This is a genomic window from Zunongwangia sp. (assembly GCF_048269745.1).
In the GTDB taxonomy this organism is placed as follows: Bacteria; Bacteroidota; Bacteroidia; order Flavobacteriales; family Flavobacteriaceae; genus Zunongwangia.
Genome location: NZ_JBLXIB010000026.1, coordinates 1 through 11,911, shown reverse-complemented (window position 1 = coordinate 11,911; position 11,911 = coordinate 1). Strand labels below are relative to the sequence as shown.

11 protein-coding genes and 1 pseudogene are annotated in these 11,911 nt (G+C 30.6%); 8 read left to right on the top strand and 4 right to left on the bottom strand.

From position 1 onward, the window contains the following. The first annotated feature begins 540 nt into the window (after positions 1-540). From ACN0WI_RS16385 to ACN0WI_RS16375, 3 genes are read left to right on the top strand one after another with little or no spacing between them, the layout of a single operon-like run. Positions 541-1,767 (top strand): ABC-three component system protein, encoded by a 1,227-nt coding sequence (locus ACN0WI_RS16385; RefSeq protein ID WP_417888124.1) that lies wholly within the window; start codon positions 541-543, stop codon positions 1,765-1,767. After that, entirely contained in the window at positions 1,760-2,275 is a 516-nt protein-coding gene (locus tag ACN0WI_RS16380) for an ABC-three component system middle component 4 (protein ID WP_417888123.1), read from the top strand. Before ACN0WI_RS16385 ends, ACN0WI_RS16380 begins: the two co-directional genes overlap by 8 nt. Then, positions 2,259-4,241 (top strand): DUF3732 domain-containing protein, encoded by a 1,983-nt coding sequence (locus ACN0WI_RS16375; RefSeq protein ID WP_417888122.1) that lies wholly within the window; start codon positions 2,259-2,261, stop codon positions 4,239-4,241. The genes ACN0WI_RS16380 and ACN0WI_RS16375 overlap by 17 nt, the downstream gene beginning before the upstream one ends. 799 nt (positions 4,242-5,040) lie before the next feature. On the opposite strand, the gene ACN0WI_RS16370 is transcribed toward ACN0WI_RS16375, so the two are convergent. The 3 genes from ACN0WI_RS16370 to ACN0WI_RS16360 are packed head-to-tail and all read right to left on the bottom strand — an operon-like array spanning position 5,041 to position 6,533. Further along, complete coding sequence (locus ACN0WI_RS16370; protein ID WP_417888121.1) at positions 5,041-5,394, bottom strand: hypothetical protein; 354 nt, start codon at positions 5,392-5,394, stop codon at positions 5,041-5,043. Beyond that, complete coding sequence (locus tag ACN0WI_RS16365; RefSeq protein WP_417888120.1) at positions 5,369-5,788, bottom strand: hypothetical protein; 420 nt, start codon at positions 5,786-5,788, stop codon at positions 5,369-5,371. The genes ACN0WI_RS16370 and ACN0WI_RS16365 overlap by 26 nt, the downstream gene beginning before the upstream one ends. Continuing rightward, positions 5,769-6,533 carry a hypothetical protein gene (locus tag ACN0WI_RS16360; protein WP_417888119.1) on the bottom strand — a complete coding sequence of 255 codons (765 nt, stop codon included), beginning with the start codon at positions 6,531-6,533 and terminating at the stop codon, positions 5,769-5,771. The genes ACN0WI_RS16365 and ACN0WI_RS16360 overlap by 20 nt, the downstream gene beginning before the upstream one ends. Positions 6,534-6,809: 276 nt before the next feature. Here ACN0WI_RS16360 and ACN0WI_RS16355 point away from each other — a divergent pair, with 276 nt between their 5' ends. The 5 genes from ACN0WI_RS16355 to ACN0WI_RS16335 all read left to right on the top strand — a co-directional run bounded on the left by ACN0WI_RS16355 (position 6,810) and on the right by ACN0WI_RS16335 (position 11,290). Continuing rightward, positions 6,810-7,181 (top strand): helix-turn-helix domain-containing protein, encoded by a 372-nt coding sequence (locus tag ACN0WI_RS16355; protein ID WP_417888118.1) that lies wholly within the window; start codon positions 6,810-6,812, stop codon positions 7,179-7,181. A gap of 158 nt (positions 7,182-7,339) precedes the next feature. Continuing rightward, positions 7,340-8,044, top strand: a complete 705-nt coding sequence (locus ACN0WI_RS16350) for a DMP19 family protein (RefSeq protein ID WP_417888117.1) — start codon at positions 7,340-7,342, stop codon at positions 8,042-8,044. A gap of 160 nt (positions 8,045-8,204) precedes the next feature. Next, positions 8,205-8,339 (top strand): hypothetical protein, encoded by a 135-nt coding sequence (locus tag ACN0WI_RS16345; protein ID WP_417888116.1) that lies wholly within the window; start codon positions 8,205-8,207, stop codon positions 8,337-8,339. Positions 8,340-8,538: 199 nt separating this feature from the next. Continuing rightward, a complete protein-coding gene (locus tag ACN0WI_RS16340) occupies positions 8,539-8,970 on the top strand; it encodes a hypothetical protein (protein WP_417888115.1) in 432 nt (143 codons plus the stop codon). A 151-nt stretch (positions 8,971-9,121) separates the two neighbouring features. Then, positions 9,122-11,290, top strand: coding sequence for an AAA family ATPase (locus tag ACN0WI_RS16335; protein ID WP_417888114.1), 2,169 nt, complete (start codon positions 9,122-9,124; stop codon positions 11,288-11,290). 42 nt (positions 11,291-11,332) lie between these two features. Here ACN0WI_RS16335 and ACN0WI_RS16330 read toward each other — a convergent pair. Next, a pseudogene (locus ACN0WI_RS16330) lies at positions 11,333-11,911 on the bottom strand (IS110 family transposase); the annotation flags it as partial.

The window sequence follows — 11,911 nt, the reverse complement described above, 5'->3', positions numbered from 1 at the left end:
TCTGTTTTTGGATCGAGTATAAAATGCTCTAATTGTTTTAAGGCTTTTTCTTGGATTGCCCCGAAACTTTCATACTCCAAAGATCCGGCAGCAATATATTCTTCATCCAAATCTAACACCTGAGATAAATAGGTGTCATCTTCACCATAATAATAAATAATGGCATCAGAGCCTAAAATATTAAGCTCTAATGAATATTAAACATGCTCAAAATGCTCTTTCGTAAAAAATTCAGGTAATGTAAAAGAAATTGTTTTGCTTGATGGATCAAACGAAAGAATGGTAGGGATATAAAGTTTTCCAAGATCAAACATCAGATTATGTGTTTTCAGTTCATCTATAACTAATGTAATAAAAGAATCACATACCTAAACCAGTTTTGGCCATCTGAAAATAGAAATTTAACGTTGACTGGAACGCACAAATAATTTGATTTCAATATAAATCATTTACATTTATTCGCATTTCATTTTATTATCAAACTTTTTTCAAAAAAATATCATAAATTAGAAAAATTTAAAAAAGTAGCAATTATTTATTATGTTGGAGATAATTCATAAGAACTCCGAATCAAAAAACCTTATAATATTCGTTCATGGATTTATGGGAAATAGGGGTACTTGGATCAAAGGAGATGGAAGTATGCCTTTTATTGATAAATTACTAGTAGACAATGAAATTAAATCTAATTTCGATATTGGCTTATTCAATTACTATTCTAAACTCTTAGAATTTAATAGATCACCCCGTATTTTCAAAAGGCTTCTCTCTAAAAAGAAGGTGTTAAAAAATTCTCCAATAGAAGATATTAGTTCAATATTTCAAACTTCTTTAAAGTATCATTGCGAAACTTATCAAAATATAGTTTTGATAGGTCATAGTATGGGAGGGTTAATTGGTAAAAAAGTTATTTTAGATCAAATAAGTTTAAATGGAAAATCAATTATAGACTTATACATTTCTCTAGCCACCCCACATTCCGGATCTGATTTAGCTAATTTGGGTAAAAGTTTTTTTGGTAATAAACAAATTAAACATATGACACCGTTAGATGGTTCAATCACAAAAATAAATAATGATTGGATTCAATCAAATTCTTTACCTAGGCGATTCTATGCCGTTGGTACTTCGGATGATATTGTCCCAAAATCAAGTGCTATAGCTCTCGATCGCGAAAAGCAAAACACCATTTTTTCTGATCATGATCATTTTAGTATTATTAAACCTACTAACGAGAGTGATAATGTTCTTTTAGCAGTTAAATCTGAAATTAAAAAGTTCTTCAAAGAAAAAGAAACGAGCAAGGATCAAAATTCAGCAAAGTTTTGTGATGAGGGGCAATATGATCAAGAAATTTTTGTTTTAAAACTAATTATTGCTGATGTACACGAAACTTTAATTTCTGCTTCAAAGGAAGCATTTTTTAGCGCGGAATTTGCTATAAGAAGATTACATGCAATGGGAGTAGATATTAATGAATTATCAGCTCTTTATGCCAAAATTAAAGAGATTTATTCAATTGAATTTGGAAATCTATTATCTGGTAACCATTTGGATTCTAATGCATTAGTCACCTCTGTTCACAAAGAAATATTAAACTCAGACCAAAAATATTTAAAGACTTTGTATGAACCACTTGAAGGTTTACAAAAATATGGTATGCTTCAGCAATTAGCAATTAAAGATGATACTATCTGGTGGGCTAGAAATAATAATATATCTACTTTAGAGGAATTTAAAGACAAAATAGCAACCGCAAATGGATAGTATACCTATTTATTTACCGGATAATGATATTAAACTTAAAATTTGTCAGATATGTATTCTGTTAGAGAATTTATCGCTGAATAGTAAAAACAATCCGGTTCTAACTATAGACAAAATATCTCTTTTTGATTTTTTAAGTAAACACCCTTTAATATTAAACAGAATTTTAAAAAGAAATAATAGGGAAGAATTTTCATACACCGAATCGGAAATTCAGTCAATTGAATCTGTATTTCCCAATAAAAAAAGTTTGTATGATTATCATGGTATTAAAGCTATCTTGAAGACACTTATATTATATGACCTAGCCAAAATTGAATATGGAAAAAAAATGGAAATATTTTATGTAATATCCGATAAGGGTAAAATATTTTCCAGTGAATTAGACTCTCTTTACTTTAAAAGACTGGCTAACATTTATGAAAAAATTTCTCCTTTAAAAACTACACCATTTTCTAGAATAAATAAATTGGTGGATTATTATCTCTCACATGGCAAAACGAATTAAATCTGCTAAATTAATTGTAAACAAACTATTACTTAAAGGCAATAGAAAAGATTATTTAGTTCCATTTCATAGTGGTGTAAACATTATTTATGGTGATTCAGATACAGGTAAATCGAGTATTTTAAATCTGATAAATTATTGTTTAGGATCTAAAAAATTAGATTTATATTCAGAATTAGAATTTTCAGTTCAAGAAATTTATCTAGAGGTAAAACTGAGAGGTGTTGTCTACTCAATTTTTCGAAATATATTTGATGAGAAAGAAGATATTATGGTTTTCCAGAGTTCGATATCAGATTTGAATGAAGTTTTTCCTAAATACTATTCACCTAATTATTCTAGAGAGGGATTAGATGGAATTTTCTCAGAATTCTTAATGGAAAAATTAAACATACCAATAACCAAAATAAAACAATCTCCATCTAAGGAAGATTCTAAAATGGTTAATTTAAGCTTTAGAGATATTTTTCAATTTCTTTATTTGGATCAAGATCAAGTCGGTACAAGAAAAATTTTTGGAGATAATTTTCCAAGACTTGTAAAGTTAAAAGAAACATTTAAGTTAATGCTAAATATTCTTGATACACGAATATCTGAGCTACAACAATTAATCTCCGAAAAGTCAAAGATTAGAAAGGAATTGAACAAGAAAAACAATTCTATAACTCACTTTCTTCGAGAAACTCAAATTGAAACTTTACATGAGCTTAATGAAAAAAGAGAAAATATTCAAAATGAAATTATCAAATTAAGAAATCTAATTAAAGAAATAGATATTAAATTAATTTCGAATAATGATAATTTTAAAAAGTTTCGAAATGAAATTAGTAATTTAGAAAAGAAAATTAAAAAACGTTATACTTCAAAAAACAAGTACGAATTTGAGTTGAAAAATAATGTCCAATTGTTAGCAGAATATACGAATGATTTACGAAAAATTTCTGCTACTCTACAAGCTGCTGAGAAAATTTCTTCACTTGAAACGAAACATACCGAATGCCCAGTTTGCGATAGCTCTATATATTTGAAGGATTTGAATAATAAATTTAAAGACAATAGTAAAAGTTTCATTAAGTCTGAATTAAACAATCTTAAAAGAAGAAAAAATGAACTAGCACGGGTAAATAAGGAAATAAGAAATAATTTACGGAAAACGGAAAATGAGATTACATCAGGCTTAGAAGAATTGAATCTTTTACGAAATGATTTTGATAAACAATCTAAAAAAATTGTAACTCCATTTGTCAGCCAAAGAGATCTTTATTCTACTAAAATTGGAAGGTTAGAAAGTGACTTGAAAAATTTACAGCATTTTTACAAAATTAGAAACCAACAAAAACAGATAGAACAGGAAATTATCGAATTAGATGAAAGTATCATCTTGCTAGATGAAGATTTAAAGACATTAAAGGAAGATGCTCCAAGTCCAAACTTAATTTTTAATGAATTAAGTAGTAATTTATCAAATTATTTAAGTTTTGTAGGTATGAAAAATGTTAGAAATGTAAACATATCTCACAAAACTTATTTACCAGTTTTAAGAAATAAAAATTATGAAGAATTAAATTCCGGTGGTGTGAGAACATTAACATCCGTGGGTTTTTTCTTAAGTCTCATGGAATATGCAATAAACAATCCTGTGAATTTCCCATCATTTCTAATGGTTGATACCATAGCAAAATATATAGGTAAAACAAAAATTAAAAATTCAGATGAAACTGATTTGGAGGAAGACCAAAAGGAAGGGATGAATGATGCCAACAAGTATGAAAAAATATATGATTATTTAAACAAATTACATCAGAATAAAAGTGTCTCCTTTCAAATGATTATAGTCGATAATGATATCCCGGATAAGCTTTCGGAAGAGTTAAAACCATTAATAGTTAAGCATTTCACCTCTGATCCGGTATCTTCAAAATCTCAAATTGGTTTAATAGACGACGCCTATCCCATTAATTTTTAGTCTAAGAAATGAATAGCAAGAGGATAACACGCAGAGCGATGTTATAGTAATTTATTTTATTGATTATCAATGTTTTATACATTTAGCTCAAAATGTTTTTCTTGGATTTTTGCTGCAAATCCTCTGGGAGGCCCTATAAACAGGCAATTTTTTACAGCAAATTTCACGGAAAAATGAAAATTAAGCTATGATTTAGATAGTCCTCACCATATTTCCTTTCACTTCGTTTCAGTCAAAACGGTTCGTCGAAATGGTCTTGAACATAAGCCAAAAGCAAACAAAAATACTAATAGATTGAAGCGGAAAATTTGCTTTAGCCTTACGTTCGCTTTAGGAACAATCAGGTAAGTTGACCGATCTATATTTCATAGTTAGAAGTTTACTTTAAATATTACCGCCTTACCATTTTGATCTCAAAAGAACAGGATTTAGCATTAGCGGGCGCATAAACCGGTCAGCTACGCTTTCCTATTTATAGCCCTTTTCCTAATCCTAAATCCTGTAGAAGAATCAATATCAAAAAGGTAATGTGACGGCTCTAAAAGAAGTAAAGGAAACCAACCTAAAGTCTATTTCATTTGATCTTTATGAGTACTGCAATGGAACTAAAAAGGCAAATGCTCTGGATAAAAAAAGTAAATGGAATTAATAGCGTTTTCTCTTAAACATCTCTTTTTTAAATTGCGACCAGGGGGAGCAATCAAGATTGTGTCCACAGACACACATCTTGAATTAGCACGCAATTTAATAAAATGTACCTATTTCAAATTCGTGTACACTTCCTATGTAACAACCAATGTTAGGAATTTTCCGTAGCAACTTTATTTTCTAGTTCTATGTCTTCCAATAGTTCCGTGAATTTATCTAATAAAGCAAATTCTTCCGATGGTATAAGCTGTGTTACAAAACGAAGTACTTCCATAACATTATATTTAGGGTTGGGTACTTCCAGATCACATAATTGTTCATTCTCTTCTAATGCTACAATACATACCTTAATTAGGTTTGTGATCAAAAACAATAGATCCAAGTGGCTATCAACTCTATAAGTGCCCTTATAACATTTTCCTTTTCTACTGGTATCAGGGGTTAAATGCAACATATGATCTTGCTTCAATTCCAGAAGCTTATTGATGAGTTTTTCCTTTTTCATAAGGTTCTTGGTTTTTAATGATTTGTTTTTTGAGTTTCTTAGGGAAATGAATGTAGTCCGTATCATTTTCAAGTATGGCTATAATTTGTTCCAATTGAAACATATCACCATCGGGCATTAATTCAATGACCATTTCTATAACTAATTGAACACTGGAGTTTTTACTTTGGTGGCTTAAGTTTTTCGAATGAAAATCTCCTTCACCATCTAAGGCTAGCACACAGACTTCTAATAATGATGTAATACGCATTACGTAATCGGTATAATCTTCAAAGCGAATGGTAGCGCTTCTATACGTATGACGTTTGGTTTCTTCTTTTTTTAAACCATACTCGGTAGTTCCAATTCTTTTTAGCTGTTTCAATTTTAGTTGATCAAGTTTTCTCGTTTTCATGGGATGCTGTTTTTAAAGTTTGTAATTGGTGATTAACAATGGGTAAGAGATAATCTAAAAGACATTGGCAATAAGAATGCGCCATGTTAAGGTCTGTTACTGAAAATAAAGAGCTACTTCGGTAGCGAAGTTCAGTATGATGAAAGCAAAAGATTCTTTTTAGTGGGGACTGTTCAAAAAGTTGTTCTGAAAAAATATTAGGTTGTATTTCATGACAAAATTGAACGATTTTAAAAAGATAAACGGGATGATGATGTTGCGGATGATAATGCAGAAACGCATAAATAGTTCCTAAGCAAAGTTGTTCAAAAGATAATCTTATTAAATGAGCGCTTAATAGTTCAGTGTTTTCATTAATAACACTAAAATTTAGACAATGCTTGGCTATTGCCATTCGATCTTGTGTGTAGTTGGTTATGCCCTTAGTATCCAGTTCAGGGATTTGGCTGAGTTGTAAAGGAGCTAATTCAAAAGGAAAACCCTCAACCAAACCACCTGATTGGATTATTTTAGAAAAGAAGTATTTATTATGATCAGAAGCCGCTATAAGTTGCTTCGGCATATAGAGCAACAAGCTAATGGTATATTTTCCGCCGGAATCTTGACGGACAATATCTGAAAGGTTAGCAACAGCATTGGAAGGAATATGCTTGCTCAATAGCAGCAAATAAAAATGATAGTGTTGCTGTTGTTTGGAAGCATCATTATTTAGGGAATTATGAGTTCCCAGTGCTGATGATTGCATACCGAAATAGTATAAACTTGTAATTTCGATATGCTTTTTGAGGATTTCCGTAATTTGGGTTAACGCAAATTCTATAACTTTGGGTGGATGCAAATTGGTAAGCATAGATCAAAAAGTTTTAAAGTGAAACTTCAGTGATGGTCAATGAGCCTTCAAGTTTTAAAAAGAAGTGACCGTAGCGAACCAAAATGACCAGTAAAAAACAATTGATAACTTGTTTTTTACTCCAAAGGGTGGTAAGCGAAACTTTTAAAAAGAATGTTTATCTTTGAGATTATGAGCACAGCAACAACAACCAGTCATATCGGTAGAAAGATCAGCCGAATCAGAGAACTTCGAGGAATGAAGCAGGAAGCTCTTGCCGCAGAATTAGGGATTAGCCAGCAGAGTGTTTCGAGTTTAGAGCAAAGCGAACACATAGAAGATGAAAAGCTTGAAAAAGTAGCTAAAGTCTTAGGAGTGAGCAAAGAAGCTATTGAAAATTTTTCTGAGGAAGCTATGGTTAATTATTTCAATAACATTTATGATAATGACTTTAGCAACAGTTCGGGAGCTTTAGCACAAAATTGTACTTTTAATCCATTAGACAAATTAATAGAGTCCGTAGAAGAGAATAAAAAACTCTATGAAAGATTATTACAAGCTTAAAAAGAAAAAGTAGCTTATTTGGAGAAACTATTAGATAAGAAATAGTGAAGAAGAAAATATTCCGAAATTGAATAAAGTGTCGATAACCGGGTTAATGTTACGGTAAATCGGCACTTTTTTTATTTTTAAAACAAGTTGGCAAACATTTAACCAAAACAATGAAAACAGGAATAATCTTAATAGTAATTGTTCTAATAGTAATTGGAATTTATTGGTTTCGTAGTAAATCGAAAGTGTATGAAAAAGCACCAAACGATTTTGTTATGCTCGAATCGAAAACCGAATCAACTGATTACCTTCCAATCGTTGATAAAAACTGGCTGAAAGAAATTGAATTGAAATACGCTGGAAAGGAATGGGAATCTTATCCAAACGAACATACTGACCAATCTGAAAAATTATGTAACGATGTCTACAGACCTTGGAAAGGAGAAATTACTCATTCGGAGTTTTTAAACAAGATGACTAAAGAACAAAGAATGTATTTTGCGTTGATTAATTTTGAATCTCAAACTAATAATGGCGGAGTTTACCAGTTTTTATTTAATAACTCTGAATTATCATTAATAACACTTGAAGCAATGAAAGCAGCAAATATGGATAAATTGGCTGCCGATTATGAAAAAGTCCTACAAGAGTATTTTGGAAAATTTGAGACAATTCAAGAACTAAATAAAAAATTTCAAGACGATAGTAAAAAATGGGATAAACGTTGGAATTCATTTGCAGAAGGTTACAAAGAATTAAAATCAACCTTTGAGATTGAAAACTACTTTTATGATGAGAATTATGTCAAAGAATTTCAAGCAAAAATGGTGGAATTTGTAAAAAGCAATAGGAATGGACTAATGAAAATTGAATAAAAAAACGATTTGCCAACAACGGCTATAGTTCATTGCTTCTGACTTTCCTCGCGGGAAGTCCTCGCAAATTTGCTATCTTCGTTTTACGTCGGAAAATCCTCGCGGATTTTCACGCAACGAAACCATAGCCAAAGCCGTTGTAAAACATTTTGATCAAAAAATGAAAGAAACTAAAACAGAAAATGATTTAAAAAATTATTGTGAACAAATAATAATTTTTTATCAAGAAGAATTTGACGAAATTTTCAACGGAATTATGATGAAGAGGAGAGTTTTCAAAAATATTCTGATTTAACTCAGAGATTACAAAATTCATTGTAATTAGCTGTAAATAAATTTAACCCAAATGTTTCAACCCTTCTTGAAGTCAAATATGCACGATTATTTCAACATTCGGTTATGCTAGAAGTATATGTCAATTTTGTAAAAAAGAATAATCCAACTTTAGAAAATAAATTTCAAGACATAAATAAAATTAACTTAAAACAAAAATTATGAAATTTTCCTTTACATTGCTCTTTATTCTTTTCACCTCAATTACATTTAGTCAAACACTTATAGCCACCACAGAAGATGGAAGAAGAGTTGTCCTCAATAGTGACAAAACTTGGTCTTTCATTGATACTAAACCAGCTCAAAATTCCATCGTAAATAACGATTCCTATAAATGTAATCTTCCAGATGATTTCGAAGAGCCAAAAGGTAAAAACTCGGCCTTTTTAAAAAGAGCTGATGCAACTTTAAAAGATTTGAAAAAGCATGTTGCAATTGATTATGAATGTTCTATAAAAGATATTATTGTAATAAGTGCATCTGAGCAAAAAGGTAATGCCAATTACGTTTTATGCGTTAGTGGTAGAAAGGTTAAATATAAAAGAGCTGGAACAGTCTTTTTCAAGGATGGTAAAAATCCATTAGGAAATTAAAAAAAAGTTATACAAAAACGCGTATGGTCAATTGCGGCTAAATACTTAATCGATATTCGATGTTTTTAGCTATATTTATTTTTAAGCGTAAAAAACTAGCTAACCAACCGCTACTGGCCATACTCGAAGCCGTTGTAAGCAATTTTTAATTATGCCAGTAACAATCAAAATTAAAGGGAATTCAAATACTAACGAATTTGAGGATGCACTTGCCTTGAAGGAGATTTTCGAATCTGAATTTCGAAATAATTCTATTAATGGTGAAATCCTTATTATCAGTAACGCAACACTATTTGGTCAGGAAGTCAAGGATGTGGATTTGATTGCTATAGGTTCATTTGAAAATTATCGCATTGATATAAGAAGCAAGGCGAAAGTTTCAATTCCAGATGGTTTAAGAGAAACTCGAGAGTTAGAAAAAGAAGATTATAATTTAAAAACGTTCAAGTCAGGAAGAAAATTTTGGAGAAAGACTTTAAAACAAGAAATGCGTTCTATATATGTAAACGATTTTTGTTTTGTTTTCGAAACTAAAAGACATCGTGCAGAAGATATTCAATTAAATGGACTTAATTTATTAGTTAGATATAATAGTAAATTGTCTGATGTTACTACGCAAAGCGAAAATCAAAAGTATTCTTTAGCGAATTATTTTGAGGATAGAATCAATTTTTCACCTTACATCTGTAACTTTATATGGCTAAGAAATCTACGTTGGAATTCATTAAAAAATCTAATCGGAGAAAATTCAAAAATTTATGATAAACATAATTATTTGCCCGATAATTTTAGTGTAAAATTCTTGTTTCAGCTTGCAAGTATACAATCAATACCTTACAATCCTTTTTACAAAGATTCAGGACTTTTAAAAAATTCAGCGGGTTTTAGTTCTTTAAATTATAATCAGTCATATGATCTAAATGAAATCGCGACTATTTTCGACCTCTTTAAAAGAATTAAAAATGGTTCAGGAGAACTTACCAGAACTAAAATTGAAAAAATTACAAGCCAAATTCTTAACGATCAACAATACGTTAAAGCAATAGGCGAGAAATTGATAATTATTTCTGGAAGAGCTGGTACAGGCAAAACTATTAAGCTTTTGAGAATAGCCTGCGATTTAGCAATTCAGCATTCAGCGAGAAGTTTAATTTTAACTTTTAACCACGCTTTGGTTAGTGATATTAAAAGAAGTCTAGCGCTAGCCGAAATCCCGGATGGTGTAGATAATCAGACCGTAAATATTTCAACTTTGCATAAGTTTTTTTATGAAATTTTGATTGGTTTTGAATTAGGAGAATGTGTCAGAGAAAGTAAAAATGGAAAGAAATATATCCCAGATTTTATAGATAATTATACAAATCACTTAAACACATTAAATGAGTATCTGGATTTACAGCTAATTGGAGACAAGGAAATAGCAGAATTAATGTCAACACGACACGAACAAGTTGGGTGGGATTATCTTTTAATTGATGAGGCGCAAGATTGGGGGGAACTTGAAAAAGAAATAATTTTTAGAATTTTTGGTAGAGAAAAAGTGATAATAGCTGATGGTGTTGATCAATTAATCAGGTCCCAAAATAAATGCAATTGGATTAGAGGTTTAAAATTAGATGTTGATTTTAAAAAAACACATGAAAAGAAAGGTCTTAGGCAAAAAGTTAATCTAGTTTCATTTGTAAATAAGTTTGCAGAAAAATTGAACATTAATTGGAAACTAGAAGCAAAAAAAGAACTTACTGGTGGCAAAATTATTATTTCTACCAATGGATATTCTCCTATTTTACATAAAAGAGAATTTGAATTATGTACAAAAAATGGAAATTCTGCATATGAAATGATGTTTTTAGTTCCACCATCATTGGTAGAAAGAGTTTGGAAAACAGATGAATTTGGAAATCAAAAACAAGATAAAAGTTTCTCAAAAATAGAAGAATACAAAGCAAATAACATACATTTTTGGGATGGAACTAGTACAGATTTAAGAACTGAATACGTAGTAGATCTAAATGAGCACAGACTGCTACAATATGAGTCCTGTCGAGGTTTAGAAGGATGGACAACCGTAAATTTGGATTTTGATAAATTTATTGATTATAAAAAAGAAACTTTCAAAGAAGAAAAAGATAATTATGAATTAGCCTTAGAATCTTTCGATGAAAAAAGAAGAAAGTTCGTTTATTTATGGGCTCTAATTCCATTAACTAGAGCTATTGACACTTTAATTATAACTCTTTCAAATCCTGATAATGAGGTTAGCAAAATTTTATATGAAGTATATAAGGAGAATCCAGATTTCATAGAATGGATAGAGTAAAAAACTGCTTACGACAAAGAACTAAGCTAACTTCCAAGCATTTTATCCTAATCTTGACGCATAATTTTCATCGTATGGTAAACCTGATGTAGCCACTGCAAATGCCTGTTTTAGTAGTTTATTACATACAGCAATAAGTGCAAGCTTCTTACTTTTACCCTTGGCTATTATTCGTTCATAGATATCCCTACAGGCTTTATTGTGTTTGCAGGCTGTAAAACTGCACATGAAAAGCAGATTTCTAAGTTTTGGATTTCCCATTTTACTGATCCTACTCTTACCCCTTACACTAGATCCTGATGCACGGATGGTTGGCGTAATTCCAGCATACCAGCATAATTGACTTGCGTCCTCAAAACTGGAAAAACCATTGGTTAACACTAATAGCATTCTGGCTGTTTTATTACCCAATCCAGGGATACTTTTTAGAAGCGTCAGTTGTTTTTGCTGATCATCCTTAACAATCTCTGTTAATCTGGAATCCAAAGTTTTATCTCATTTTGCAATACTTTAAGCGATCGGTTGAGCGAGTGATAAACTACTTTTGAAGGTTTACCAAGTACCTTTTCTCCATGAAGTTTATTCTTTAAAGCGGTACTCTGCTTTGTATAGATAGCTATT

Excerpts from the sequence above, each read along its gene's own strand:
- ACN0WI_RS16385 (WP_417888124.1), top strand. The coding sequence starts at position 541 with ATGTTGGAGATAATTCATAAGAACTCCGAATCAAAAAACCTTATAATA.
- ACN0WI_RS16380 (WP_417888123.1), top strand. The coding sequence starts at position 1,760 with ATGGATAGTATACCTATTTATTTACCGGATAATGATATTAAACTTAAA.
- ACN0WI_RS16375 (WP_417888122.1), top strand. The coding sequence starts at position 2,259 with ATGGCAAAACGAATTAAATCTGCTAAATTAATTGTAAACAAACTATTA.
- ACN0WI_RS16370 (WP_417888121.1), bottom strand. The coding sequence starts at position 5,394 with ATGAAAAAGGAAAAACTCATCAATAAGCTTCTGGAATTGAAGCAAGAT.
- ACN0WI_RS16365 (WP_417888120.1), bottom strand. The coding sequence starts at position 5,788 with ATGAAAACGAGAAAACTTGATCAACTAAAATTGAAACAGCTAAAAAGA.
- ACN0WI_RS16360 (WP_417888119.1), bottom strand. The coding sequence starts at position 6,533 with ATGCAATCATCAGCACTGGGAACTCATAATTCCCTAAATAATGATGCT.
- ACN0WI_RS16355 (WP_417888118.1), top strand. The coding sequence starts at position 6,810 with ATGAGCACAGCAACAACAACCAGTCATATCGGTAGAAAGATCAGCCGA.
- ACN0WI_RS16350 (WP_417888117.1), top strand. The coding sequence starts at position 7,340 with ATGAAAACAGGAATAATCTTAATAGTAATTGTTCTAATAGTAATTGGA.
- ACN0WI_RS16345 (WP_417888116.1), top strand. The coding sequence starts at position 8,205 with ATGAAAGAAACTAAAACAGAAAATGATTTAAAAAATTATTGTGAACAA.
- ACN0WI_RS16340 (WP_417888115.1), top strand. The coding sequence starts at position 8,539 with ATGAAATTTTCCTTTACATTGCTCTTTATTCTTTTCACCTCAATTACA.
- ACN0WI_RS16335 (WP_417888114.1), top strand. The coding sequence starts at position 9,122 with ATGCCAGTAACAATCAAAATTAAAGGGAATTCAAATACTAACGAATTT.